The organism is Rhodococcus sp. IEGM 27 (assembly GCF_033142305.1).
In the GTDB taxonomy this organism is placed as follows: domain Bacteria; phylum Actinomycetota; class Actinomycetes; order Mycobacteriales; family Mycobacteriaceae; genus Rhodococcus_F; species Rhodococcus_F oxybenzonivorans.
The window spans coordinates 1-24,621 of record NZ_JAWLSG010000001.1 but is presented as its reverse complement, the minus strand read 5'-3'; the positions used below and the strand labels follow the sequence as shown (position 1 = coordinate 24,621).

Annotated in this window: 27 protein-coding genes; 23 read left to right on the top strand and 4 right to left on the bottom strand. The window is 64.7% G+C overall.

Annotated elements, in window-relative coordinates:
- Positions 1 to 7 precede the first annotated feature (7 nt).
- Both R4P95_RS00135 and R4P95_RS00130 read left to right on the top strand, forming a co-directional pair.
- Positions 8 to 277, top strand: a complete 270-nt coding sequence (locus R4P95_RS00135; RefSeq protein ID WP_213572788.1) for a hypothetical protein — start codon at positions 8 to 10, stop codon at positions 275 to 277.
- Positions 278 to 432: 155 nt separating this feature from the next.
- Entirely contained in the window at positions 433 to 864 is a 432-nt protein-coding gene (locus R4P95_RS00130) for a hypothetical protein (RefSeq protein WP_249353883.1), read from the top strand.
- A gap of 416 nt (positions 865 to 1,280) precedes the next feature.
- On the opposite strand, the gene R4P95_RS00125 is transcribed toward R4P95_RS00130, so the two are convergent.
- Positions 1,281 to 1,607 (bottom strand): hypothetical protein, encoded by a 327-nt coding sequence (locus R4P95_RS00125; RefSeq protein WP_249353882.1) that lies wholly within the window; start codon positions 1,605 to 1,607, stop codon positions 1,281 to 1,283.
- Between the two features lie 550 nt (positions 1,608 to 2,157).
- Here R4P95_RS00125 and R4P95_RS00120 point away from each other — a divergent pair.
- The 5 genes from R4P95_RS00120 to R4P95_RS00100 all read left to right on the top strand — a co-directional run bounded on the left by R4P95_RS00120 (position 2,158) and on the right by R4P95_RS00100 (position 5,798).
- Positions 2,158 to 2,754 (top strand): hypothetical protein, encoded by a 597-nt coding sequence (locus tag R4P95_RS00120; protein WP_317746838.1) that lies wholly within the window; start codon positions 2,158 to 2,160, stop codon positions 2,752 to 2,754.
- Positions 2,755 to 2,760: 6 nt separating this feature from the next.
- Positions 2,761 to 3,399, top strand: coding sequence for an RES family NAD+ phosphorylase (locus R4P95_RS00115; RefSeq protein ID WP_317746839.1), 639 nt, complete (start codon positions 2,761 to 2,763; stop codon positions 3,397 to 3,399).
- Between the two features lie 39 nt (positions 3,400 to 3,438).
- A complete protein-coding gene (locus R4P95_RS00110) occupies positions 3,439 to 4,194 on the top strand; it encodes an ATP-binding protein (RefSeq protein WP_317746840.1) in 756 nt (251 codons plus the stop codon).
- A gap of 462 nt (positions 4,195 to 4,656) precedes the next feature.
- Entirely contained in the window at positions 4,657 to 5,049 is a 393-nt protein-coding gene (locus tag R4P95_RS00105; RefSeq protein WP_005564217.1) for a hypothetical protein, read from the top strand.
- A gap of 251 nt (positions 5,050 to 5,300) precedes the next feature.
- Positions 5,301 to 5,798, top strand: a complete 498-nt coding sequence (locus R4P95_RS00100) for a hypothetical protein (protein ID WP_397517749.1) — start codon at positions 5,301 to 5,303, stop codon at positions 5,796 to 5,798.
- Positions 5,799 to 6,339: 541 nt separating this feature from the next.
- On the opposite strand, the gene R4P95_RS00095 is transcribed toward R4P95_RS00100, so the two are convergent.
- Complete coding sequence (locus R4P95_RS00095) at positions 6,340 to 7,482, bottom strand: DUF1214 domain-containing protein (RefSeq protein ID WP_317746871.1); 1,143 nt, start codon at positions 7,480 to 7,482, stop codon at positions 6,340 to 6,342.
- Positions 7,483 to 7,624: 142 nt separating this feature from the next.
- Here R4P95_RS00095 and R4P95_RS00090 point away from each other — a divergent pair, with 142 nt between their 5' ends.
- Both R4P95_RS00090 and R4P95_RS00085 read left to right on the top strand, forming a co-directional pair.
- Positions 7,625 to 8,170: a YidH family protein gene (locus R4P95_RS00090; RefSeq protein WP_317756774.1), complete on the top strand. Its 546-nt coding sequence runs from the start codon at positions 7,625 to 7,627 to the stop codon at positions 8,168 to 8,170.
- Positions 8,152 to 8,565, top strand: a complete 414-nt coding sequence (locus R4P95_RS00085) for a DUF202 domain-containing protein (RefSeq protein ID WP_213572783.1) — start codon at positions 8,152 to 8,154, stop codon at positions 8,563 to 8,565. The genes R4P95_RS00090 and R4P95_RS00085 overlap by 19 nt, the downstream gene beginning before the upstream one ends.
- A 77-nt stretch (positions 8,566 to 8,642) precedes the next feature.
- On the opposite strand, the gene R4P95_RS00080 is transcribed toward R4P95_RS00085, so the two are convergent.
- Complete coding sequence (locus R4P95_RS00080; protein WP_213572782.1) at positions 8,643 to 9,641, bottom strand: ABC transporter substrate-binding protein; 999 nt, start codon at positions 9,639 to 9,641, stop codon at positions 8,643 to 8,645.
- Positions 9,642 to 9,787: 146 nt separating this feature from the next.
- Between R4P95_RS00080 and R4P95_RS00075 the strand changes: the two genes are divergently transcribed.
- Together R4P95_RS00075 and R4P95_RS00070 are read left to right on the top strand one after the other, a co-directional pair.
- Positions 9,788 to 11,161: a DUF1254 domain-containing protein gene (locus tag R4P95_RS00075; RefSeq protein ID WP_317746841.1), complete on the top strand. Its 1,374-nt coding sequence runs from the start codon at positions 9,788 to 9,790 to the stop codon at positions 11,159 to 11,161.
- Between the two features lie 536 nt (positions 11,162 to 11,697).
- Entirely contained in the window at positions 11,698 to 12,060 is a 363-nt protein-coding gene (locus tag R4P95_RS00070) for a hypothetical protein (RefSeq protein WP_317753890.1), read from the top strand.
- Between the two features lie 35 nt (positions 12,061 to 12,095).
- On the opposite strand, the gene R4P95_RS00065 is transcribed toward R4P95_RS00070, so the two are convergent.
- Positions 12,096 to 12,767: a FadR/GntR family transcriptional regulator gene (locus R4P95_RS00065; protein ID WP_317746843.1), complete on the bottom strand. Its 672-nt coding sequence runs from the start codon at positions 12,765 to 12,767 to the stop codon at positions 12,096 to 12,098.
- A gap of 169 nt (positions 12,768 to 12,936) precedes the next feature.
- Here R4P95_RS00065 and R4P95_RS00060 point away from each other — a divergent pair, with 169 nt between their 5' ends.
- The 12 genes from R4P95_RS00060 to R4P95_RS00005 all read left to right on the top strand — a co-directional run bounded on the left by R4P95_RS00060 (position 12,937) and on the right by R4P95_RS00005 (position 24,595).
- The gene (locus R4P95_RS00060) at positions 12,937 to 14,598 is read left to right on the top strand and encodes an alpha/beta fold hydrolase (RefSeq protein ID WP_317746844.1); all 1,662 of its coding nucleotides are present in this window, start codon (positions 12,937 to 12,939) and stop codon (positions 14,596 to 14,598) included.
- A gap of 27 nt (positions 14,599 to 14,625) precedes the next feature.
- Entirely contained in the window at positions 14,626 to 15,930 is a 1,305-nt protein-coding gene (locus tag R4P95_RS00055; RefSeq protein WP_317746845.1) for an amidohydrolase family protein, read from the top strand.
- Between the two features lie 136 nt (positions 15,931 to 16,066).
- Complete coding sequence (locus tag R4P95_RS00050) at positions 16,067 to 16,318, top strand: WhiB family transcriptional regulator (RefSeq protein WP_317746846.1); 252 nt, start codon at positions 16,067 to 16,069, stop codon at positions 16,316 to 16,318.
- A 212-nt stretch (positions 16,319 to 16,530) separates the two neighbouring features.
- Positions 16,531 to 17,742 carry an MBL fold metallo-hydrolase gene (locus R4P95_RS00045; protein WP_317746847.1) on the top strand — a complete coding sequence of 404 codons (1,212 nt, stop codon included), beginning with the start codon at positions 16,531 to 16,533 and terminating at the stop codon, positions 17,740 to 17,742.
- Positions 17,739 to 18,491 (top strand): sulfite exporter TauE/SafE family protein, encoded by a 753-nt coding sequence (locus R4P95_RS00040; protein ID WP_317756773.1) that lies wholly within the window; start codon positions 17,739 to 17,741, stop codon positions 18,489 to 18,491. Before R4P95_RS00045 ends, R4P95_RS00040 begins: the two co-directional genes overlap by 4 nt.
- A gap of 150 nt (positions 18,492 to 18,641) precedes the next feature.
- Positions 18,642 to 19,055, top strand: a complete 414-nt coding sequence (locus R4P95_RS00035; RefSeq protein WP_317746849.1) for a transposase — start codon at positions 18,642 to 18,644, stop codon at positions 19,053 to 19,055.
- A gap of 620 nt (positions 19,056 to 19,675) precedes the next feature.
- On the top strand, positions 19,676 to 20,251 hold the full coding sequence (locus tag R4P95_RS00030) for a PadR family transcriptional regulator (protein WP_317746850.1): 576 nt from the start codon (positions 19,676 to 19,678) through the stop codon (positions 20,249 to 20,251).
- Positions 20,248 to 20,874: an SGNH/GDSL hydrolase family protein gene (locus tag R4P95_RS00025; RefSeq protein WP_317746851.1), complete on the top strand. Its 627-nt coding sequence runs from the start codon at positions 20,248 to 20,250 to the stop codon at positions 20,872 to 20,874. The genes R4P95_RS00030 and R4P95_RS00025 overlap by 4 nt, the downstream gene beginning before the upstream one ends.
- A 172-nt stretch (positions 20,875 to 21,046) precedes the next feature.
- A complete protein-coding gene (locus R4P95_RS00020) occupies positions 21,047 to 22,882 on the top strand; it encodes an acyl-CoA dehydrogenase (protein ID WP_317746852.1) in 1,836 nt (611 codons plus the stop codon).
- A 374-nt stretch (positions 22,883 to 23,256) separates the two neighbouring features.
- The gene (locus tag R4P95_RS00015; protein ID WP_317746853.1) at positions 23,257 to 23,634 is read left to right on the top strand and encodes a hypothetical protein; all 378 of its coding nucleotides are present in this window, start codon (positions 23,257 to 23,259) and stop codon (positions 23,632 to 23,634) included.
- Positions 23,631 to 23,999: a hypothetical protein gene (locus R4P95_RS00010; RefSeq protein ID WP_317746854.1), complete on the top strand. Its 369-nt coding sequence runs from the start codon at positions 23,631 to 23,633 to the stop codon at positions 23,997 to 23,999. Before R4P95_RS00015 ends, R4P95_RS00010 begins: the two co-directional genes overlap by 4 nt.
- Before the next feature lie 212 nt (positions 24,000 to 24,211).
- Complete coding sequence (locus R4P95_RS00005; protein ID WP_317746855.1) at positions 24,212 to 24,595, top strand: hypothetical protein; 384 nt, start codon at positions 24,212 to 24,214, stop codon at positions 24,593 to 24,595.
- Positions 24,596 to 24,621: the final 26 nt, after the last annotated feature.

Here is a 24,621-nt window from a genome sequence, read left to right as displayed (position 1 = left end):
TGAACGTGTGCGGACACTGACATTGATCGGAACGGCCCTCGGTCTCGGTGCGGGCCTGGTGTGTATCGGCCTGTTCTCCTGGTGGCTCTCGTACCCGGTGCACTTCTACGTGGGCAGCTACGAAACACTCGGCGCCGGAGGAAGCGCCGCGCACATGGACTCGGTGGATCCGATGCCGTTTCTCGCTGCCGGCCTGATTCTCAGTGCACTTCTCGGGGCCGTGTCGGGTTTCATCGCCGCACGCCGTGGCTGGCGGCTGACCCGACTTGCTGTTTGAACCGGTGAGCCGGCTCGGCACGACCCGTTTCGGGCCAGTAAGCGTGCACGTTGACTCGACTGGGTGTTGGTGCCCGGGATCGGGCACTCTTGGGTATGGGATCGAAGGCAGGTCGTCCCCACAGCCCGTCGGCTGCAGCTTTGGGTGGTCGACTGATGAAACTGGTCGGTGACCGTGACGCCACCCTGTTCTCGCGGGAGATCTCCCGAGTGTGCGCCGAACCGCAGCCGACCGACGGTCAGCCGGACTACGGAGATGTGCTGGCCTGGGTCGTCGATGCCATCGTCGGCGTAATCACCGCTCGTCTGGGCGCCGCGGGGCCCGGGGAGCGGTTCGTCCTCGACCTTCACTTCACGGACGGGACGCATGTCGACGTCGACGACCTGGCGGCATCGGAGCGTTGGGTGCTGCAGACGGTAGCGGCCTTCCTCGCCGAAGAAGTCGCGGCCGGGGAACGGTTACTCGCCATCGCCGAACAACAATTCGACACCACCCTGCGCGTGGACACTCTGGCCGACGCGATCATCTGGCTCGACTTCGTTCTCGACGTCGATCTTCCCGACCCACCCGACGTCACCACGACATAACTTTGACGATAGGCGGCGGCCGCCAATGCCATACCCCGGCGGCGGTGGGGGCACGTAAAGCGCGGGCATCGGCGCCGGCGAGCTCACGTTCAGTCCTGACGGGTGCCGCCCTCGACGCCGATATCGCGTTGGTGTGTGGTCTCGTCGACCAGGTCAGTGACCGTCGGTGAACGCTAGCTGACGTGTGGCCACCATTTGGTTGGCACGGATGCCGGCCCGGGCTTCCTCGTGTCCATTGACAGGCCGTAAGCGAGGAAAATCGAACACGGTGTCCCGGGGGCGATGGCGCTGACATACAGGTCGTTGACGACAGCACCCGCACCCTGCCGTCGACATGTGGTCGAGAGGGGCAGCGGTGCCGGTGTGGTGTGGTAGGCCCGGATGGCGACCAAGAATGACGATGTCGTGTTCGCGGTTTACAACTGCGCCAGCACGGGGAACAGAGCGATCGCGGAGACGGTGATCCCCGCGGCGCCGGCAACGACACCCAGCAGGGCCCGCAACGATGCCGCCTCGTCGTCCGCTACTGCGGACCGCGACGTAGCGACGGCGCCGCAGACCACCGCGGCCACCCCCAAGGCGAAGCCGAGTCCGACCACCCAGAACGACGCCACGGACAGCGCTCCGAGGGCGATCGACATGGCGGGCAACCGCGACTCATGCTGTTTCCGTATCCCAGTGTCTTCGAGGGAGGAACACATGCGGTGGTCGGCACCGGGGCTGTCGGGGACGGCGGCGGTCATGATCCTCCTTCTCACGGTTGACGAGTCGGGTCGACGGGGCACATAGGATTGACGAGACCGGAAGCGTCGTCAAGACCTGTTCGGGCGCAACGGGAACGGTGTTGTCGAAGCCGTTTCGGTGGTCGAGGGTTGCGACTCGGTCGAGGGTCTCCGCTTGTGACGAAGACCCCATAAGAAATTTAGCACTCGTGTCGTGGGAGTGCTAACTCTTTTTGCTAAGTAATTTCATGCCCCTAAGCCGGCCGCTGAAGTGCGTCGACCGCCGGACTCCGTGGCCGTGGACATTCGCCGAGGCCCGACGGGCGGACGGTGCTGGCTCGATTGTCGAGCGAAGGCTCGTTGTTGTCTGCGGGGCCGAGGCGGTTCCCGCGATGTTCGCTGAGTGCGAATGCCGATTCATGCTGGCGCGGCAGGGTGGGGCGCATGTTCCGGACCGGCTGAGGGGGCGCAGTATCGGCGTTGAGAGGGCGAGTGTCGAGGCCCTCCGCACGCCTCTATCGCGACACGCGCGGTACGCGGTACGCTATTGGCACAAATGGAGGTGGTGGACATGCTCGTCGACCGTGATCGTGCCCGCGACTCGATCCATGCCTTGTCGGATCCGGACCTCGTGGAGCTGTTGGTTGAGGAGTTCTCCCGTCGGCCGGCCCTGCGTCCTGTCCGTGACGATGTGACGGCGTTGCTGTCGATGAGCCCCGCGCTGGCACGTCAACAGGAGCGTGCGGTTGCCAACCCGGCCGCCGCGGCGGTGGCCCGCACGCGGATCGTCGCGTCCGTGCTGAACTCGATCGTCGACCAGCACGAGATGCTCGACTCCACCGCCGTCAGCCGTGTCCTGGGGAAGGCGGCCACCAGCCGCAACACTGCCAGCCGCCTGTCGGCAGCCGGCACGGTGATCGCCCTGCCGGTATCGGGGCACAAGCTCTACCCCGCCTTCCAGTTCGACGCCGAACGTCGGCAGGTCCGCCCGATCGTCGCCGAGATCAACCGGGCCCTCGGCGCGAAGGACGACCCGTGGGGTGTGGCGTCCTGGTGGCTCAGCCCGACCGACTTCGCCAACGACCCACGATCCCCGGCCGCCCTGGCCGCCGACGGTGGGCACGAGCAGGATCTGCGGGACATGGCCGACGACCTGACGCAGGACTGAACCCGCGTGACCTACCCGGATCCACCCACACCGTTGCCTGCTGCCCTGATCACCACCATTCCCACCGATACCTCGCTGTGGCGCATCCACAGCGCCGCCCGCGGCGCCGCGGAGTTGAACCCCACCGCCCGGCCCCGCGTCAGGGTTGGGGGCCGGTTCGACAGTCTCGACGGCTCCTACGCGTACCTGTACCTCGGTGACAGCCCCGCTGCGGCGGTCGCCGAGACGCTCTGCCGCAACCTTCCTGTCGACCAGTCCCCGCGGCTGATCCCGCGGGCGAAGATCGCCGGCCGGGTCCTCAGTGAAGTGCGGACCACCCGCACGGTGAAGGTCGTGGATCTGACCGGGACCGGGGCGTCCCGGATCAACGCCGGCGCCTGGTTGTCCAAGTGCGACCCCTCCGGGTATCTGCACACCCGCCGATGGGTCGCCGCGATCCTCGCCGCGAACCCCGATGTCGATGGCGTGCAATACCGGCCACGGCACGACGAGAACACTGTCGCCTGGATGCTGGCCGATGACCCGGCCATACACACTCACCCCGCCGTCACCGCCGTCGGAGGCGTGATCGCGCTCGACTCCGCCGATGGGCACTACCTGTTGGGTGCGATCCTCACCCCGCACAACGCTGCACTCGGACCGTGATTGAGCCCCATGCGGACAGCAGTTCGGTTTCCAGATTTCATGTCGGTAAGACGCCCTCACCTCGGCATCTCCGCAGCTCAGGATCATTATGGGCAGACCCGGATCAGCGGCGCCCCGGTCGATCCCGGTCAGCCCGCCCTGTCGTTCGAGGCGTTCACCGGCGAGGTGCTGGCGTGGGTGCAGTGGTGGAACACCGAGCACAGCATCGGTGAGCTCGGTGATCGGACTCCGATGCAGTCCTGGGACGGCGATCCGACCCCGATCCACGACGCCGACGAGACCCGGTTGTGGATGTTCACCCTCGAAGACGACCGCCGCAACCGCAAGATCACCACCAAGGGCGACGCGTTCGGCCGCAACAGGTACTACATCGCCGAGTGGATGGTCGGGCTGGTCGGGGCCGGGGTACGGATCCGCTTGTTCCGGGCCCGACCGACGCCGCGCGACATTCGCCACACCCTCTTCGACGCCCTCGCGATCGGTGGCGCACCGCCACTGGAGCCGATCGAATTCGACCGGCTGCTCAAGGACGTGCTCTCCGAACGATTTCGGGTGCTGGTCTGCGACGAGGCGCAGTGGATGTCGCGGGAATGCCACGACGCCCGCGTATGTACCCCCGCCGGCCCCCGCGTATACCCCGCCTGCAGCGTCGGGTCCGAAAGCGGTGAATCCGGGCTCGTTCTGCTCCGGTGGGACCGGCGTCTCCAAGAAGGGTGTCCCGATGGTGTGCGCGCCGGGTTCCGATGGCAGGGACCGCTGGCAATCAGCCAACTAACCCGGCAGCACGTGTTATAGCGCCATAACGCTGTGACGCCACGACGGCATAGTTACCACAGGATGAGGGATGATTCGGCGCCCTCGACGGCGCGGATCCCCGTTCAGACACCCGGATCGGCTGCGGCGCACCCGATCAGGACCAGCTGTTCGAGCGCCGGGGAGGAGTAGGGGAGGGCCTTCCGGGAAGCGGTGGGACAGCGCCGGTGGCTGGTGTCATCGGCCGGTCTCCTGCCTGGTTCCGTGCTGTTACCGGGGAGGATGGGTGGGTATCCGACACGTGCCGATTCGTCATTGGCAACGACCCGACGTCGCACGGCTGCGCGACCGCCGAGACCGATACGACGCCGACGAGCCCCCGCCTGTGCGTCGCGGAGACGGCGTACCCGGTGGGGCCTCGCTTGCTGCCCGCGCAGTGAGTCGAGTTGACGGTGGTGGGGATGTCGGTTGTGATTTATCCTGGGATCAGGAGGTGGATCTGCCATGACAACCGCACACCCGCGACCGGATCTCGCCGCGTACAACGAGGCCGCCCGGATGAGCCAGCCGGAGCTGGTCACCGCCCTGCGCGAGCTGCTCGGCGCCAAGCTGGTCGCGTACCTGGGCCGGGTCAAGGAAACCCGCGCGGTGCGGCAGTGGGCGGACGGAACCCGGACCATCGGCAACGACACCGACGTCGAACGGCTACGGATCGCCTACCGCGCCGCCCGGTTGATCACCGCCCGCGACACCCCGGCGGTGGCGCAGGCCTGGTTCCAGGGCCTGAACCCGATCCTCGACGACCGGGCACCGGCGCTGCTGCTGCGCGAGGGGGAACTCGCCGACATCGGACCTCAGGTGCTCGCCGCGGCCCGGCAGTTCGCTGCCGTCGGATGAGCGACCCCGCCTCCGCCCCCGTTCACACCGCACGCGGGCCGGTGTGTTGTGCCCACCGCCACGGCACCGAGGTGTAACGGGTCGGCTTCGCCCCGTCGCCGTGGGAGTGGACACCGTGGGAGTACGCCACCGATGGGCGGTTCACCGGCCGGTGGGACGACCCGAACGGGGTGTGGCGCACCCTCTACACCGGCGCCAGCCGACTTGCGTGCTTCCTCGAAGTTCTTGCGTTCGCCCGACCGAGCCCGCAGATGACCGCAGAACTCGACGACATCGTCGTCGACGACGAGGACGAGGCCGCGTTCCCGAGCCTCCCGCTGGGGCTGGTGCCGCGGTCCTGGTGCACCCCGCGCCTCGCCGTCCGGGGCGCGGTGACGGGATGGTTCGCCCTGCCCGGACACCCGGAGACCCTGGCCACCCTGCGGGCCGGGTTCCGGGCCGCCGCGATCCGGCACGGACTCGACGACCTGGACGGGGCCGCGATCCGCGACGGTCGCCCACGCGCACTCACGCAGGCCATCTCGCAGTGGATCAACACCCTCACCGACCCGGACGGCCAGCCGGTCACCGGGGTGGAGTTCGACTCCCGGCACGGCGACGGGCTGCGCCTGTGGGCGATCTACGAACACCCCGGCGACCCACCGATCAGCCCCCACCTCACCGCACTCGAGTCTGCTCCCGTCAGGCCGGACGATCCCGAACTGGGGAATGCGATGCGGCTGCTCGGCCTCGAATGGGACGACACCTGATCGATCGCGACGGTGGTCAGCGTTGGTACGAGCCGCCGGCAACCGTGTGGCGCCGCACCTCCAGTCGCCTGTGACGAAAACCCCAGTACTCCAGCGTATCCGAGGCGCGGGGTTCCGACTTCGGGAACCGGTCGGACTCCACCTGCGCAGGTTTGGGTCCGCAGTCAGGCTCGCGGCTGGTGCGCGGGATGCCCGGAGTGCGGCCGGGAAGATCCCGCCCGTGTGGCTCGGATCGGCCGCTGGCCGACTTCGGGGCGCGGCCAAGTCGGCGACGCAGCTACGGTGATCGGCCGTCTGTTGCAAGACACGGCGCTCTAGTTGACATAACATAAATATCGGTGTGGCGCAGCATGTTTCGTCACCAGTGACAGAACGTAACGCGAATCCCACTGCTACCTATCACCGAGTAGCCGCCGGCAGATGCAATCGCGAGCTCAGGGTCGATCCACCTGGCGATCGCAATGTGCTCTTGGAAGCGGCCCGTCACTGATGTCTTGTACGCCCGGTGTGGCGCGAGGACAGCCGCCGCGCGGAGTGCCGATCATTGAGCTACACGGGGCGTTACCAGAGGGGGTGCCCAGTCGGTTTGATCTGGTCCATATAGGCGCAGCATCAGCCTGAAATCACCGGGAGGGCAAGGTAACCAATTGCGTTCGGGTTCATGAGGGCGCTCAGTTTGGATCCATACTTCAAGTCGCCCGTCCGCGCCTTCCACCAATCCGGGGGTGCGGTCGGTGATCGCATACCGGGCTAGCTCGTTGCCATAGAGCAAGCCGGCTTTGTGATAGATCGTGAGCGACCAAAAGTATTTGGCTGGAGGATAATCGTCCGGTTCGAACGTGATCATATAGGCGTGGGCACCGTTGAGTTGTTGGCCTTGATCGTCTACTTCACAGACGGGATAAAGGGCTTCGATGGCTGGGTTGATGTAGATCTGCGAGTATGCGACTGCGGCTCGCAGGAGATGGTCACCGCCAAAGTCGGCGCCGCGTTCATTGAGCGCCCATCCATTCCTGGTTTCGCCAAGGGTCTTGACGTGTTGAGCGATCTGATCAAGCCCGGCATTCAGTCCGTCCGAGATGGCGCGCCACTCGACCGAGGTGGTGTCGCGCACCAAACGTTGAAGACACTCGACTTGCTCAACGACTGTCGATGGGATGCTATCGGGTGCGATTGCGGTCATCGCATGCTGCAGTGAGTCGAGGAAGCCAGCGGGGTCAACGATCTCCGCGTTCCGTTCCCTGCGAACCAGGTCCGTCAGGGATTCGGACGCGGCTCGCGAAGGCATAGAAGGGCCGGTGAGCTGTATTTGTTCCTGGAGTGCGCGCGCGAGTGCCGTGTCTTCCGGGTCTTCCGGCAGTACCAGCACTCGTATGGCGACCATCACGAAGCGGGTTGAACATTTGATGGCGGTTTCGGATTTGCCGTCGGCAAGAGATGGGTCACCCCGACAAATGCGTATCGGGGGGAGCTGAGGACCTGAGGTGCGCTGGCCCAGGACAATTCGTGTTGTCGTATCAGATTCGCAGATCTGGACACTGTAGTAACGATCGCCGAAGTTCGGCATCGTCAGCAGGAACGGTCCGGCGTCGAGGTCGAGGAATGCCAACGAGTAGAGCGTGTCCACGTTGGGCGCTACCCCTGCAGTGAGGGTGTGATCGGACAGTCTGCGTTGATGGCCCATCGTGTTCAGCGGAGCGCCGGCAGAAGTCTCGGGTCGAGCAGCGTCCGGGTCCAGTGGGTTCGTGAACCGTAGCCGAATCCGTTGAGCAAAGATCAGCGGAAAACCCCAGATCTGAAGAGATCGGGCCGCCTCGTCGAGGCCGATGGAACCAAATGCGCGGTCTGGCAAAACAAGTCCTTCTGTTCACGGAGTGTGGGTGATAAGCCTCGAGTCCGATACTAAACTGAACTCAAGTAGAGTTGCGGTGAATGAGGTGACAGGCCGCACTGTCCTGCATTGCGGCGCCGATCAAACTGCGGGAGAACAAATGGTCAAGCGGGCGAAGCGAGTGGCATCCCAGAGGTTTCCGCGAGCTGTGTATGACAGAGGCGAAGAGCCTGATGTGCGATTCAGTCTCGCGAATGAGCGCACCTACCTCGCGTGGATACGTACTTCTCTGGCCCTGATGGCAACTGGAGTAGCGATTCAGGCGTTCGAGATTGGAGATCACTCAGTCGCTAGCGTTTTGGCTTCGGTTGCCCTTGTGGGTAGTTCGATCGGTATGCCAGTGCAAGCGTGGTGCGGTTGGGCGAGGGCCGAACGCAGCATGCGCGAACGTACGCCGCTGCCCGATCCGCGGGGGACGCTGCCGCTTGCGCTGGTTGTAATCGGTGCTAGCGGTTTGGTTTTGTGGTCAGTGTTTCAGTGATCCCGCACCGGTCCGAGGACAGTAAACCAGCCACTTGCGCACCGCTGTTCATTACGCTCGACGACGGCGGCCTGCAACTCGAGCGAACGTTGTTGGCATGGGAACGTACGTCGTGCGCATTGGCGCTATGCGCTATCGCCGGCGCACGGGTGTGCATGTCGCTTTCGACTGCTGCCCTTACTGCCATCGCGTCGATGCTTGCAGCACTCGCACTTACGCTGGTAGCGATCCTCTATCTCAGGAGGCGAAACACACGACCGCGATTGGCGGTAACCGATGATGGTTGTATCCACCTGGCACTGGCGCCCGGTGCTGCTGCGTTGATGCTGGCCGGTCTGACCTCAGTCAGTGGCGTGGTCGCCTTGTTCTTGATCGCCGGATTCGTCGCCCTATGAGATCTGATCAGTGATCTTCCCAGTCCGAGCGCCGTACGACTGATCGCACGGCGTTCGACCTGGGACTGTGAGACCACTTATGTGAAGAGTTGTTCCCATTCGCGCGACGCTTTTTCGACGTACTCCGAGGTAAGTTCGGTCGGATCGGGCGACTGTATCTCGTGGGCGTTTGCGACTGCACCTGGTATGTCGGGCAAGGCGGTCGCTGTTGCGGTAGCCAGAGCGGTTTGCCCTTCGACGCTGACTAGAAAATCGGCTAGTACCTGGGCAGCGTTGGGGTGAGGAGCAGCCTTGGTGACGTGTCCGTAGAACGGCGTACCCCACGATGGCTTGGGAAGTGTCCAGTTCACTGGTGCTCCCGATTCCAGCTCGCGAACAAGGGGTTGCACCATGGGCGAAACAACTACTTCCCCCGACGTCAAAGCTTGAGCAACGCCCAGCGCACTCGGATAGATCCGGGGGTTCATTTTCGCCAGCCGTTCAGCGAAATCGTCTCCGAAGTTCTCATTGTAGAAGTCGTAGAAGTCGACATACGAAGCGATACCCACGGGTTTGACGATGCCCACCCGCCCCTGATATTTGGGGTCGAAGACGTCCGTTGGATCTTGAATCCCCTCCGGAACGACGGTCGTGTTCCATCCCAAGCCGAAGGTCGCGGCGGTAGTCAAGAAGAATCGATCGTTCTTGATGCTGACATCCGGCTCATAAGCTGGGTTGTCAAAGCTCGGACCTAGCAGTGTAGTTGAGTAATCGCCGCTGTCGGACGCGCTGGCAGTCCACGCCGTATCAGTGGTGATATGCACGTCGGCCGTCCCCTTGCCGGTGCGGTTTTCGACGTCGATACGAGGGATGAGGTCAACGTCGGTTCCGCGTACGAACTCCAACGTGATCTCTGGATACTTCTGAGCCCACGCAGCTTGCAGGGCTTCAAGGTTTTTGGGGTGCTGCGCCGAGTACAGCATCACCGAACCTTCGCTTTTGGCCGCCGCGAGCACCTCGTCCCAACTACCCTCCACGACCGACGAACCGCCACCGCTGCTACATGCCACTGCCGCGCTTGCCAGGACAAGAGCCATACCCGTACCTAGAACCCGCCTAGTGAAGTGCTTCAAGGGAACCTCTCAAGATCGTACTGGTCTGGTGAAGTGAACTCAGGTAGGTTTACCATGCTACGTGAACAGAGTGATGTCAATCACTCATTAGGCAAGGAGTAACCAGGCTCATGGCCTTTGCTCGATCTAGCTACGACCCGACCGAGGCAACGCAACTATCAGCATCTGCGCGAGCGGACATCGTTCCCCACGACGGCGATGATCATGAGAATCTGAGTCGTACCGCGATGATGCAGGCCGTGATCTACGGCCTGCCAAGCGTCTACCAGTACGCGAGCATGTGCTCGACCTCAGCACCGAAGACACCGGCAGAGCCCTGGCGCCTCAATACTTTCGCCCATGACCGGCAGATCGCGGACTCGACTTACAAGGCATTTCGCGTGCCCAACGTCGACACCCTCTACTCGAACGGGTGGCTGGACCTCGCCGACGGGCCCGTCTTCATCGATCTGCCCAGTTTTGGAGAGCGCTACTACACACTTCAGCTTCTCGATGCGTATAGCAATGTCAGCAATATCAGCAGTCGCACCTACCCTGACGCGCCGCAGCGATTCGCGGTCATGACCACAGATTGGCAGGGCCCGACGCCGGCCGATGTCGAGGTTTTCCGCGTAGCCACACCGCTGATGTGGGTGTTGATGAGGATCCAGGTCTTCGGCACGGGCGACCTCCCCGTCGTACACAAGCTTCAAGATGAAGTCACGATCAGCACAGATCATGCGGTAACCGCAAATCGGTCCTGGCCGATAATCCACCAAGAGGAAGTGGAAACGTCGTGGCAGAGCTTCCTGTCCGCCCTGGACACTTCGCTTCGCATCAACGGTCACCCGCGAACCGACCAAAGCCACGTCCAGCAATTTCGGATCCTAGGAATCAGCAACCCCGACATATCTAGCAGCGGACTTCGCGAGCTCGATGCCGCAGCCGCCCGCGGCGCAGCCCGGGGCTTTTCCGACGCCATGAGTTTACTCGCGCGATCGCGACCCCAACTCGGCGAACCGATCGGAAGCGGATGGACACGTGTCCTAGACAAAGGGACACATGGCGACAATTTCCTTGCACGCGCGGTCATGAACTTTGTTGGCCTTGGAGCAAACGTAGTTGATGAAAACTGCTCGTACAACACATATTACGACCGAAACCGCGACCAGTTGAATGGCTCCGACCACAGCTATCAGATACACCTCACAGATCCGCCGCCCGCCAAAGCCTTCTGGAGTATCACTCTCTACGACCTGAACGGATGGCTGTACGCCGCACCAGCCGGCAAACATTCAGTCGGCACTTCAGGCCGAGAAGAAGACGCCGCCGCATACCCGATGACCATAACTATCAGCAACGAAAGACCAGCCGTGGGCGAATGGCTTCCATGCCCAGCAGGCCCATTTTTCATCGCGCTGCGGATGTACCAACCCAAGAACTCTGCCCTGCACGGCGAATGGACACCTCCCCCGGTCCACATAGTCAGCGACCCGACGCACTGACCAACATGTCACCGATCGAGAGACCATGAGCGCCGCCTGAGCTAGACGCCTCGCTTGTTGGATGGCAACGCGCGTGAGATCGAATGACACTTATCTGGAAGTCGGTAACCTGCGCCGGCGAGCGCACCGAAGTGTCTACGAGTGACAGATGAACTGAGACGAAGACAGGTTCCTCACCGGTTCGCCGTGTTCGGGTGACACCTAAGATGGGGCCGAGGCCCGGGTCTCACAACAGGCCAGCAGCCGCGTCCTCCCAGATTCGTGTCACCGAGTCTCACATCGCCCGTCAATGTCTCAACTGCATTGTCATCCGACACGACAATCCGTCATCCGACAAAGATCGAGGCTAGCCAGACAAACAGGGATGTCTCAATTTCGGACGTTGTCTCCGCTATCGGCAATCGAAAATCATGGTGGCGCACTAGCATCGAGATGGCATGTAACGGATGCGCCTCGAACGCCGACCTCCCGGGATGTGCCTCTCCCGAATTGCCCGGCGCACCTTGTCGGTGGTGGCCCTCTGTAGTGCTGCTTCGATGTGGTCCGCACCGACGGCCTTGGCCGACGTCACCGATGTCACAGTGCTCCCGGGATTGAGCAACGGCCCCGCTTCCTACGGGTCCGGCTGCACGTATCTCGTGGTGGCCAGAACCTCCACTCCGATAGAGCGAAGCGTGTCGATCGTGGACTACAACCGTGCCTCGACGTTCTTCCCCCAGGAACTGATCTGGGACACCATAGATCCGTACTACAACTCACCGGTCATCCTCGGCCACGCGTTTTCGCTCTGGACCTCCACCGCGCCCGGAGAACACACCCTCATGGCGTACCAGACATCTGCTGGCGGGCCCGTCGAGACCGTCACCGTGACCCCGGGCACCCCGATCGGACGCCAGTGAGCGGTCGACGCGGGTGAGTGCTGTGGGTGGTTCGGTCAGGCGTTGTCGCCCAACAGGGTTGTGCGGACGTGCCTCAGGTGCACGCGCATCGCGGTGCGGGCGCTGTCCGGGTCACGGTCCGCGATGGCTTCGACGATGTCGGTGTGCTCGCCGCAGTATTCGCGATGGAGTTCGGGGTTGAAGGTGCGCTTCTTCAGCCCACCCCAGATCGGTTGTTGCCGGCTGTCGATGAGGAGTTGGCTGACGCCGATCAGGACGATGTTGTGGGTGGCGAGCGCGAAGCTGTGGTGCAGCGCGGTGTCCCACCGTTCGAACTCTTCCGAGGATCGGGCGCCGTCGCCGCCGCGCAGGCAGCGCCGCATTTCCTCGATGTCGTCACGGGTTGCTGCGGCCACGGCGAGTGGGAGCAGTTCCGGTTCGAGGATGAGCCGCGAGCTCATGATTTCGCTGGGGCTGGGATGGTTCGCCGTCTCTTCGGCCGCGGATTCGCTCGGGGCGAGGAACGTGCCCCGGCCCACCTGTCGCACCACGGTTCCCCGATTTTCGAGGTCTTCGAGTACAGACCGGACCACGGCACGGCTGACACCTGCCTCCGCGGCGAGTTCCCGCTCGGTCGGCAGCTTGTCACCCGGGCCCAACTGCCGCTCGGCGACGACGGCTTCGATGTGCCGCAGAGCGGCAGCCGTAGGTCCCACAGCCAGGGTCACAACAACTCCTCTCGACGAACCAATTCGAACCAATCATAGTGGGTTATGAACCAGCTTTCCCGTCGGCACTGCGGATAATCAAGTGTTGACGATCACACCGCACTCGACCTATCGTAACCAATACGAACCGCAACCCGGTTTGGTTCACATTGGTTTCACAGGAGGTCTCATGCGCTTCGCGCGGATTCAAGGTAAGAACGGCGCGGTCGTCTGCGCTGTGGACGCGAACGGAGCTGCACTGCCCGTGCAGTTCGGTGACACCGGCGCCCAGGTGCGCGAGCTGCAGGAGATCATCACCGGCGGCCGGGCCGCACTCGGCCGGCTGAGCACCAGCACCCCCGCCGAGGGCGGCAAGCTGCTCGCCCCCATCACCCCGCACCGCAACGTGTTCTGCGTCGGGCGGAACTACTCCGAGCACGCCGCCGAATTCGCCAAGAGCGGGTTCGACGCGACCGGCTCCGCGGACGGACAGCACATGCCGCAGTACCCGGTGGTCTTCACCAAACCCGCCGCCACGGTCATCGCTTCCGGCGACCCGGTCGACCCGCACACCGACATCACCTCCGCGCTGGACTACGAGGGTGAAATCGGCATCATCATCGGCAAGCGCGCCTCCAAGGTCAGCCGCGACGACGCGATGGACTACGTGTGGGGCTACACCCTCATCAACGACGTCACCGCCCGCGACCTGCAGCGCGACCACAAGCAGTGGTTCATCGGAAAGTCCCTCGACACGTTCTGCCCGCTCGGTCCCTGGGCCGTCACCGCGGACGAGATCGACATCAACGACCTGCAGCTGCAGACCCGCGTCAACGGCGAACTGCGGCAGGACACCAACACCGCCCAGCTCATCTTCGACGTGCCCACCATCATCGAGACGCTCTCGGCCGGCATCACTCTCGAACCCGGCGACGTGATCGCCACCGGCACCCCGGTCGGCGTCGGTATCGGCTTCGACCCGCCGAAATACCTGGTCGAGGGCGACGAGGTGATCGTCTCCGCCCCCGGCCTCGGCGAGCTGCGCAACAGCATCGGCATTCCGGCCGCTGTGGACCGCCTCACCCCGGCCGGGACCAGCGAGCTGTTCGTAGAGAAGACCGGCAGCGGCCCCGCGGTCGTGCTGATCCACGGCCTCGGCGGTGCGACCACCGTGTACGAGCCGCAGGTCGCGACCCTCGCCGAAACACACACAGTGCTGCGCTACGACCTCTCCGGTCACGGTCGCTCCCCGTTCGCCGGTCCCGCGAGCATCGACAAGTGGGTCGAGGAGTTGCGCGAACTGCTCGACGCCGAGGGCATCGAGCAGACCGCCCTGGTCGCGCACTCGATGGGCACCCTGGTCGCGAACACGTTCGCCGCCAAGTACCCGCAGCGCGTGAGCAAGGTCGCGCTCCTCGGCGCGGTCCGCGCCCAGCCGGAGGCCGCCAAGACCGCCACCCGCGCCCGCGCCCGCACCATCCGTGAAGGCGGCATGTCCGCCGTCGCCGACACCATCGTCGCAGCGGCGCTGTCGGAAAAAACGCACAGCAGCCGCCCGTCAACGGTGGCCCTGGTCCGCGAACTGCTGCTCGGCCAGAACCCGGAGGGCTACGCGAGCGCCTGCGAGGCCCTCGCCGCCGCGGCCGAACCCGACTTCGCCAAGATCGACGTCCCCGTTCTGCTGCTCACCGGCGACGAGGACAAGGTCAGCCCGGTCGCGGTCAACGACGAACTGCTCGCGCTCTACCCCAACGCCCAGAAGCACGTGCTCGACGGGGTGGGCCACTGGCACTCCCTCGAAGACCCCAGTGCTGTCACCAACCGGCTTCAGGAATTCCTGACCAAGCCCTGAGCTTCTCCGAAGAAAGGAGTGGCGACAATGACGTCAGCCAACACCCCCGATCAGTCCATCCTTTTCACCAACGTCCGGATCTTCGACTCCACCGGCTCCGACCCGTACGAGGGTGAAGTGCTGGTCGAAGGCGAACGCATTGCCGAGGTCCGCAAGGGCACCGGAGATCTGCCTCGCGAAGGCGCGAGAGTCATCGACGGCCAGGGCAAGTTCCTGATGTCGGGTCTGTGCGATGCTCACACCCACTTCTCCTGGGTCAACTCCGCCGACCTGCCCGGTCTCGGGACGATGGGCGTCGAGGAACACACACTGCTGTGTGCCCGGTCCGCGCAGACCTACATCGATTCCGGCTACACCATGTGCGTCGGTGCCGCCGCCGCCAAGCCGCGACTCGATGTGGTCATCCGCAACGCCATCAACGCCGGCCAGATCCCCGGACCCCGCTACCTGGCGAACTGTCAGGAAATCGCGGTCACCGGCGGCGCACTGGTCAAGGGCATCACCGCCTTCGCCGACGGTCCCGAGGAGATGCGCAAGGCTGTCCGGCGCAACGTCGACCTGGGCGCGGATCTGGTGAAGCTGAGCATGTCCGGCGAGGAGATCACCGGCAACCAGCACGCCGAGGACAACTACTTCTCGGACGAGGAAACCCTCGCCGCGGTCACCGAGGCGCACCGCCGCGGACTGCGGGTGTGCTCACACGCCAGGTCCGGGGAGAGCGTGAAGATGTCGCTGCGCAACGGCGTCGACATCATCTACCACGCCTCCTTCACCGACGAGGAGGGTTTGGACATGCTCGAAGAGCAGAAGGACCGCATCTTCGTCGCACCCGGGCTGAACTGGCTGGTCGCCACCCTGCACGACGCCGAAGCGTTCGGGTATCCCCCCGAGGCCGCCGAAGCTGCCGGATACCAGCACGAACTCGACTGTGCGATCGACAATCTGAAGAAGATGAAGGAACGCGGCATCCGGGTGCTGCCCGGCGGGGACTACGGGTTCGCGTGGACCCCGCACGGCACCTACGCCCGCGACTTGCAGCACTTCGTCGAACTGCTCGAGTTCTCCCCGAAGGACACCCTGCTCGCGGCCACCGCCCTCGGCGGGCAGATCATGCGCATGCCCGACGACCTCGGTCAGGTCAAGGCCGGGTTCTACGCGGACATGATCCTCATCGACGGTGACCCGCTCGAAGACATCACCATCCTGCAGGACCAGTCCAAGATCGTCGGCATCATGAAGAACGGTGCCTTCCACAAGGATCCGGGCTCCGGACAGTCCGCGCGCCCGGCCGAACTCAGCGAAACCCACCGCGGCACCCCCATCCCCGCGTAGGAACTGCTGACCGTCACCGCCGGTGAGGGTGGGGAGCGTGGCGCACCCACCGTCACCGGCCGGCCACGGACAACCACGTCCGCCGATATCCGTGTGCCCGGCGGCGGACTGTCACCAGGCCCCGAGGAAAACCACCATGCCGTCGACTCTGCTCTCGCGGCAGCAAGCCAAGCTCATCGCCGTCACCGAATTCTGGGACTGGCAACTCCACGCCCGATGCCGCTCCACTGGTTCGGCCACCTTCTTCGCCCCCGACGACGAACCCGCCGGACAGCGGATCCGCCGAGAGAACGACGCAAAGAAGATCTGCGGCGACTGCCCGGTGGAGGCGCACTGCCTCGCCCATGTCCTGGGCACCCCGAACCGCACGGGGTGTGGGGCGGAATGACCGAACGCGAACGCGCCGGAACGAAGAACCCCACCACCGCTCGGTCCACACCGCTCGCTTCCTGAATTACCCATGCGAACCCCGATAGGCGCACCTGCGGCTCCGGTGTCCGCACCCGCGTCGACGCCCACTTCCACGGCCGCTCCGGCAATGCCGCGCTGCGCGCCCCTGCCGATGCCTGTCGTGCCGAACTTCAGCGAAGGACTATTTCGATGTGCAACCTCATCCACGAGGCTCACCAACATTCGCTCTCCCGCCGCGGACTGCTCGCCGGTGTCATGGCACTCGGGACCGAGACTGCTCTGGCCGGTTGCTCCTCGGCCGACACCACCACCACCTCCGCGGCGACCGCCGGAACCTTTGCTTACGTCGACAACGCACGCGCGCACCGCACCCGCCTGGTCCTGCTCGGCACCGCCGGTGGCCCGATGACCTGGATCGCCCGCCACAACGGCGGCGACCAGACCCGCCACGGCATCGCCACCGCTGTCGTCGTGGACGGCGCGATCTACCTGGTCGACTGTGGAATGGGCGTCGCACACCAACTTCGGCTGGCCAACCTCGGCAAGGAAGGCGACTTCCACGGCTACGAAGGCCTGCGCAGCGTCTTCCTGACGCACCTGCACTCCGACCACACCATGGACTACTTCAACATCGTGCTCTCCGGCTGGTACCAGGGACTTCCCGGATCGGCACCGGTCGAGGTCTACGGACCCGGCGACCGGGGTGCGCTGTCCCCGATCTCCGGCAACACCGACGCCCCGGTGGTCAACCCCGAGAACCCGACACCGGGCACGGTGGACATGACCAACTACCTCACCCAGGTATTCGCCACCGACATCAACGACCGGCTCCGCGACTCCGGTAAACCCGGTCTCGACAAGCTCATTCGCACCCACGACATTCAGATTCCCGCCGCCGCCGCGGCCCGGGCCAACGACAACCAGTTCCCGGTCATGGACCCGTTCCTGGTCATGGAGGACGACCGCGTCCGGGTGACCGCGACCCTCGTCGATCACGGCGCCGTCTATCCCGCATTCGCGTTCCGCTTCGACACCGACGACGGATCCATCGTCTTCTCCGGCGACACCGCACCCACACCCAACCTGATCACCATGGCCACAGGTGCCGACATCCTCGTCCACGAGGTGATCGATGCCCACTGGGTCAAAGCGCTCTACGGCGAACCGCCGTACAGCCCGGAAGAAGAAGGGTTCATCGAACACCTCCTGCACTCGCACACCACAATCGAGCAGGTCGGTCCGGTCGCCGAGGAGGCGGGGGTGAAAACACTGGTCCTCTCGCATCTCGCGCCGGGAAACAACCCGACCGAACGGTGGCAGGCCGCGGCCGCCGGCTTCTCCGGCGACCTGATCGTCGGCGAAGACCTGATGGAGATCGGCGTCGGAGAGCGCACCAGTTGATCGATACCGTGCTCCTGCCCGGGGCGGCGGTCGCGGCGGCGGTGATGGTCGGTGCCGTCCTGCAGCGGCTCAGCGGTACCGGTCTCGCGCTCGTCTCCGCCCCGCTGCTCACGCTGCTCCTCGGCCCCGCGACGGGGGTGCTGCTGGTCAACATCTGCAGCATTTGTTCGGCAGCGCTGATCTTCGGTGTCGTGCGCCGCGACGTGGACTGGCGCCGATACCGGATGCTGACCGCGGCGGCGATCCTCGGCGTCCTGCCCGGCGCCGTGCTGGTCGCTGCGGTCCCGGCGTCGTGGCTGGCCCTCGTCTTCGGGGTCAGCGTCCTCGTCGGGCTCACCGCCACCGTGCTGGCACGTCGGCGCCTGCGCAACCACGACGATCGCCGAACCCCGGTGGTGGCTGCAGGTTTCGTGTCCGGGTTGATGAACACCACCGCCGGGGTCGCCGCACCCCGGGTGACGATCTACGCGCTCGCCACCCAGTGGCCGCAACACGCCTTCGCCGCGACCCTGCAACCGTTCTTCGTCACCGTTGCCAGCCTGTCCCTGGCCACCAAACTCGCCTCCGGTGGAGGCGTCCACATCGATCCGAGGCTCGGGCTGACCGCGGCCGCCGCCCTGCTCGTCGGAGTCAAGGTCGGCGGAGCACTGACCGGACGCGTCAACCCGGCCCAGGCCCGCACGGTCGCCGTCGCGCCGGCCTACGTAAGGGCGGCGGCCACCGTGCTGCGGGCAGTCACCTCGCTCTGAGCACCTCGGGCCATGACCGTGCCCATCCCCGGCACCGGCCCTCGAATTTCCTGACCTGCGTCCGTCCCATCGGGTCTGTCCGCCGATGAATCCGGACGCGGATCTCTATCGGTGTTCACAACTACTGACATAGCGTCTGCCTCTGAGTAAGTGTTTGGAAAGCTGTTCGATTTCGGCCCCGAAGCGAAACGAGTCAATGGGCGCAAAAGGCACTTGGTGACCGACACCCTCGGCCTACTCGTGGTGGTGTTGGTGACGGCGGGGAGTGTGCAGGACCGTGACGGCGGACGCCGGGTGCTGGCGCGGGCAAAGACCGTGATGCCGTCGATGGTAATGGTGTGGGCCGACGGCGGCTACGCCGGCAAGCTGGTCGCCTGGATCGACACGCACTGCCGCATCGCACTGGATATCGTTCGGAAACCCAAAGAGCAGAGTGGGTTTGCTGTACTACCGCACCGCTGGGTGATCGAACGGACGCTGTCGTGGGGGTGCGCTGTCGTCGCCTCGACCACGACTATGAGCGCCTCCCCGCGCACTCGGAGGAGTTCATCAAGTGGGCCATGATCGGGCTCATGACACGACTCGCGCCGACACCGGGACGCCGCCCATGGCAATCGACCCGCGCATCGTGACCATTTCCAAACACTTACTAAGCAGGGATCGGATTCGGACTGCCGGGGTTCCGATATCGACGATAGGTCTCTTCGCCCCCTCATCGGTCCGATTCGCGGTCACACAGGCCACTGGTTTGTCGAAGACAGGGTGCTGGGATGCCAATTCTCACGTACCGCAGAACCCAACAGGCCGGTGGCGCACACTGCGGCTGCGGCGCCGGAGATGAAGGTACGACGAGTTGAAATCAACTTCATGTCAGGTTTTCCTTTCCTCGTTGCGCTAACGAACCATGAACGGCCACCCGGACCAGCCCGCAATGTGAGCCCTCCGGGCCTTTCGGCCACCGGCCCACGGCGCAACCATGCCCCCTACTGCCCCCGGACAAGACTAGTCATCAATTTGAATATTCATGCCTTGACAAGCTGGTGCCTCTTACCTCAAGCTTGGCCGTAGTTACAGCGGGCGTTTCGCGCGAAACACCCGAGCGACTAACGCCGAGCAGCCAGTCGCCCCGCACGGACGATCAGCCGGATCGTTCATCAACTTCGAGAGCTAGGGACGGTGAATCGATGGCACTTCGCCATGCAGTACTGGCCGCGTTGATCGACGAGAGCGCCTCCGGCTACCAACTCACCAAGATCTTCGACCTGTCGGTGGCCAACTACTGGTACGCCTCACCCCAACAGCTCTACGCGGAGCTGACCCGGCTCGAAGAGGGCGGCCTCATCTCCGGACACGCGGTCGTGCAGGAAAAACGGCCCACCAAGCGCGTGTTCACGATCACCGATTCCGGCCGAGAGGCGTTGCGCCACTTCATCGATGTCGCGTCTAAGCCCACGTTCATTCGGGACGACCTGCTCGTCAAAGTGCACGCCGCCGAAGTCGGCGATCTGTCGGCGCTCATCGAGGACCTTACCGAACGCGCATCCCACGCCGAAGCGAAAGCCAACCACTTCGAAGGGCTGCTCGCGCTCCTTCGAGGTGCTCAGACCGAAGACGACTTCCTCGCCGACAGTCCTCGTATCGGGCCCTACCTCACCGGCCTGCGCGGCATCAGCTTCGAACGTGAGAACGCCGCATGGTGCCGCCGAACCGCCGACGTGCTGGCCTCCCGACTCCAATCCACGATCGCCGCCGGCTCATGACCTTCACCTACGTCGCCCTCGGGGACAGCCAGTCCGAGGGTCTGGGCGACCTCCAATGGCCCGACGGCCGTCCCCGAGGCTGGGCGGATCGCCTGGCCGCCGTCCTTGCCGCCCACTACGACGCGGTCGCATACGCGAATCTCGCGGTCCGCGGAAAACTCGCCCCCGAGGTACTCACCGAACAAGTGGGCGCCGCACGCGCACTGCGTCCCGACCTCGTCACCGTCACCGCCGGCGGCAACGACGCGCTCCGGCCCTCCGGTGACGTCTTGGAGGTACTCGACGTACTCGACCGGATCGCCGCCGAGCTGTCCGCCGTCGCCACGACCACCATCGTGGTCAAGGTGCCCAACCTCGCGGGCCTGTCTATACCGGGACGCCTACTCGGCGGGCGCGTACGCGCTCTGAACGCGGGAATCGACCGAATCGCCGAGATCCGTGGCGTGCTGGCACTCACCGTCCCTGCAGGTTCGGTGTTCGAGGACCTGCGTGCCTGGTCCCCGGACCGTCTACACCTCAACGAGCTGGGCCATCAGCGACTGGCCAGCGGTGCCGCGCACCTGCTCGGGCTCCCCGACGGAACCGACTGGCACCTACCTCCAGCGGGATCCCTACGCGCCTAACCCCGTTCAGTGAAGCCAAATGGACGATCGAACACCTCGCACCGTGGATCGGACGACGGCTGCGCGGCATCTCCTCCGGCGACGGTAGCACCGCGAAACAACCTCACCTTCAACTCGTTCCCGCCGTTTCCGCCAACGGGCAAGCCTGACACTCATCCCCGAAAGGACCATCATGGGCCACTACAAGAGCAACGTCAGAGACCTGGAATTCAACCTATTCGAAGCCCTGCGTCTCGGCGACATCCTGGACACCGACGCCTACGGCGATCTGGACTCCGACGTCGTGCGCACCATGCTCGCCGAACTGCGCCACATCGCCGAAGGTCCGGTCGCCGAGTCGTTCGCGGAGATCGACCGCAACCCACCGACATTCGACCCTTCCACGCACACCGTGCACCTGCCCGAAGGCCTCAAAGCCGCCTACCGCGCCGGCTACGGAGCAGGCTGGGACAAGGTCGGTATCGCCGAGGAACTCGGCGGGACCCCGATGCCCCGCCCCGTCGTGTGGGCGCTGATCGAGATGCTTATCGGCGCCAACCCCGCCGCCCACATGTACGCCATGGGCGCCTGCTTCGGCGACGTCTTCTTCCGCCACGCCACCGAGGAACAGAAACGATGGGCCCAGATCTGGGTGGAGCGCGACTGGGGATCATCGATGGTGCTCACCGAACCCGATGCCGGCTCGGACGTCGGCGCCGGGCGCACCAAGGCCATCGCACAGCCTGACGGCTCATGGCAGATCGAAGGCGTCAAGCGATTCATCACCTCGGGCGAATCCGGTGACCTCTTCGACAACATCGTCCATCTCGTGCTCGCGCGACCCGAGGGTGCTGGCCCCGGCACCAAGGGGCTCAGCCTGTTCGCCGTGCCGAAGTTCCTCTTCGACTTCGAGACCGGCGAACTGGGCGAACGCAACGGTGTCTACGCCACCGGTCTCGAACACAAGATGGGTCTCAAGGGCTCGGCCACCTGCGAACTCACCTTCGGCGGCCACGACCGGCCCGCCAAGGGCTGGCTCGTCGGCGAACGTCACGACGGCATCGCGCAGATGTTCGACATCATCGAGATCGCCCGAATGATGGTCGGCACCAAGGCTATCTCGACGCTGTCCACCGGATACCTCAACGCACTCGACTACGCCAAGCAGCGCGTCCAAGGTGCCGATATGACGCAGTTGGCCGACAAGACCGCTCCGCGTGTTCCGATCATTCGCCACCCCGACGTGCGTCACAGCCTGATGATGCAGAAGGCCTACGCCGAAGGGCTGCGCGCGGTGTACATGTACACTGCCGCTCACCACGATGCCGTCGTCGCACAGCATGTTTCGGGCGCCGACCCAGGGCTCGCGTCGCGTGTCAACGATCTGCTCCTGCCGATCGTCAAAGGCGTCGGCTCCGAGCGGGCCTACCAGTACCTCACCGAGTCGCTCCAGACCCTCGGCGGCTCCGGCTACCTCCAGGACTACCCGCTGGAGCAGTACATCCGCGACGCCAAGATCGACTCCCTCTACGAAGGCACCACCGCGATCCAGGCGCAGGACTTCTTCTTCCGCAAGATCGCGCGCGATCGCGGCGAAGCCCTGTCGCATGTCGTCGGCCAGATCCGCGAGTTCCTCACGGCCCAGGACGGATCCGAGCGCTTGAAGAACGAGCGCCAACTGCTGGAAACGGCGCTCGGCGACATCGAGATGATGACCGCAGCACTGACCACCCACCTGCTCGCAGCCGGAGAAGAACCAACCGAACTCTACAAGGTCGGCCTCGGATCGGTCCGGTACCTGCTCGCCGTCGGCGACCTCCTCGTCGGCTGGCAGCTCTTGAGCCAAGCCCAGATCGCCCTCGCCAAGCTCGATGCCGAGGTCACCGGCACCGACGGAGACTTCTACCGCGGTAAAGTCGCTGTAGCACAATACTTTACACGCACCATCTTGCCCGGACTCGCGGCAACCAGGGTCGTCCTCGGCGACCTCGACGGCGAGATCATGGACATCGAGGATGCGGTGTTCTGATATGCGTTGCACCGGATTCAACTGCTCACCGGAACTCGCCTAGACGTCAGCGCGCTGTAGAACCCGTCGCAAGCATCAGCAAAACATGGGTCGCCGCTGCGCTCGAGGCATCCGCGAGCTCGAAAAGGCATCGGAAATTTGGTTTAGACGTTGAGCTTCCCTGCCGTCGAACTGTTGTGCCAAGATGTCGTGCCAAACAGCCATCACGTCGTGCGCGGTCTCTTGAACCTGGATGCACCGATCCGGATGAGTCCGTGGGAGGGCCGTAACGGCGAAATATCCTGTCGTAGCGAAAGAATTGAAAGCATTCGACGCCGCGCACAGGACACGTGGTGACCGTTTCCGAAGTACCATTTCCGCAGGGGGACAGTGCTGTGAGCACTCAGGCCGGGCATCCACCAATAGCCCGAAACAGTAGTTCGCGGGTGGGCGCGGGGGCGGTGAAAGCTGCGCTCGCCCTTGCTGCGGGGTTGGTGTTGCTGGTCGTGGTGTTCGCGAACCTCGACCACCTCGGGGAGTGGGCGGACCGGTACGGCACCATCTGGGTGTACCTCGGTTATTTCCTGGTGCTCTCGATCGCGGGCCGGTTGTTCTGGTCCGGTGCCGACACACTCGTCGCGGCGATCATTCCCGCCCGGAACCACCCGGACGCCCCGGGGAATACTGCCCGCGACCGCAGCGGACAGGACTCCGGCGACGGGCCGGTGCCGGCGCGGGTGGTCGTGCCCGCAGGGCCGGGGGATCGACGGTGACGGGACCCCGCCACGGCGCATCCCGCCACCAGTCCCACGCCGCGGCGGACGTGGATCGGGGTCGTCTGCGGGTGGCGGCGGTGTTGTCGGGGTTGCTGATCGGTGCGGTAATCGCGATGGCCCTGATGTTCGGGCCGTCCGCGCACGCCGAGACCCCGGCGGAGCGCTGCGCCCGCGAAACCGCTGCAGCGCAGGCACTATGGGAGGGCACCCACCCTGGTGGGGAACCGTTTCCGGGGTATCCGTGTTTCGACCCGGGTCCGGAAACCACCGCCCCGCCGGTACCGACAGCGAACCTGACACCTGGGCGCTCAACCCGGGCGGTGGCGGTATCACCGGGGGCGCGGTCACCGGACCACTGGTGATCCCCACCGGCACGGGCGGGCCGCTGATCCCCGCCGCGTCCGAACCAACCTCTTCCGCCACTATTTCCGGCCCGCAAGCACCTTCTGCGGGCCCCCAGATTCCCGAACCAGGCTCTCGGACCGGTTCGGGTTCGGCCGGTGACCCGACCCCCGACACACGGTCACCGGCCCACACAGGTGTTCCCACGCCCGACCCCACCGCGGTTCCGGGCGTGGGAACAACCCCACCACCAACCCCCGACACCGACGGCCTCCTCCCCACACCACCGGAGGCGACCACACCCGGTGACCTCAACGATGACCCCAATACCAAGTTCGGAATTACACAAGCGGAGGCATTCGCAATAGCGGGGTTGATAGATGGCAACCCCGCACTCACAAACAAGAGCCTGACGGTATTAGAGAATGCGGCACGGATCGGCAAAATCGCACCGGCTGCTGCCGCCCCGGTAGGGATGTATATGGATATCCGCAGTGGTGTCGCCCCGGGTGAGGCCATTTCCGCAGGCACAGTCGGTGCCGCCGCAGCGATCGGCACTGCCGCGGGGACTGTCGGGATAACGGTTGAACTGGCTCTGGCCGACACGCCGAGTTAGCTTGGCGAGAAGGCAAGACAATGACC

Bases quoted from the DNA above. Each gene is read 5' to 3' on its own strand.
- R4P95_RS00130 (WP_249353883.1), top strand. From the start codon at position 433: ATGAAACTGGTCGGTGACCGTGACGCCACCCTGTTCTCGCGGGAGATC.
- R4P95_RS00125 (WP_249353882.1), bottom strand. From the start codon at position 1,607: ATGACCGCCGCCGTCCCCGACAGCCCCGGTGCCGACCACCGCATGTGT.
- R4P95_RS00120 (WP_317746838.1), top strand. From the start codon at position 2,158: ATGCTCGTCGACCGTGATCGTGCCCGCGACTCGATCCATGCCTTGTCG.
- R4P95_RS00110 (WP_317746840.1), top strand. From the start codon at position 3,439: ATGTCGGTAAGACGCCCTCACCTCGGCATCTCCGCAGCTCAGGATCAT.
- R4P95_RS00105 (WP_005564217.1), top strand. From the start codon at position 4,657: ATGACAACCGCACACCCGCGACCGGATCTCGCCGCGTACAACGAGGCC.
- R4P95_RS00100 (WP_397517749.1), top strand. From the start codon at position 5,301: ATGACCGCAGAACTCGACGACATCGTCGTCGACGACGAGGACGAGGCC.
- R4P95_RS00095 (WP_317746871.1), bottom strand. From the start codon at position 7,482: ATGGGCCATCAACGCAGACTGTCCGATCACACCCTCACTGCAGGGGTA.
- R4P95_RS00090 (WP_317756774.1), top strand. From the start codon at position 7,625: ATGGAACCAAATGCGCGGTCTGGCAAAACAAGTCCTTCTGTTCACGGA.
- R4P95_RS00080 (WP_213572782.1), bottom strand. From the start codon at position 9,641: ATGGCTCTTGTCCTGGCAAGCGCGGCAGTGGCATGTAGCAGCGGTGGC.
- R4P95_RS00075 (WP_317746841.1), top strand. From the start codon at position 9,788: ATGGCCTTTGCTCGATCTAGCTACGACCCGACCGAGGCAACGCAACTA.
- R4P95_RS00070 (WP_317753890.1), top strand. From the start codon at position 11,698: ATGTGGTCCGCACCGACGGCCTTGGCCGACGTCACCGATGTCACAGTG.
- R4P95_RS00060 (WP_317746844.1), top strand. From the start codon at position 12,937: ATGCGCTTCGCGCGGATTCAAGGTAAGAACGGCGCGGTCGTCTGCGCT.
- R4P95_RS00055 (WP_317746845.1), top strand. From the start codon at position 14,626: ATGACGTCAGCCAACACCCCCGATCAGTCCATCCTTTTCACCAACGTC.
- R4P95_RS00050 (WP_317746846.1), top strand. From the start codon at position 16,067: ATGCCGTCGACTCTGCTCTCGCGGCAGCAAGCCAAGCTCATCGCCGTC.
- R4P95_RS00045 (WP_317746847.1), top strand. From the start codon at position 16,531: ATGTGCAACCTCATCCACGAGGCTCACCAACATTCGCTCTCCCGCCGC.
- R4P95_RS00030 (WP_317746850.1), top strand. From the start codon at position 19,676: ATGGCACTTCGCCATGCAGTACTGGCCGCGTTGATCGACGAGAGCGCC.
- R4P95_RS00025 (WP_317746851.1), top strand. From the start codon at position 20,248: ATGACCTTCACCTACGTCGCCCTCGGGGACAGCCAGTCCGAGGGTCTG.
- R4P95_RS00020 (WP_317746852.1), top strand. From the start codon at position 21,047: ATGGGCCACTACAAGAGCAACGTCAGAGACCTGGAATTCAACCTATTC.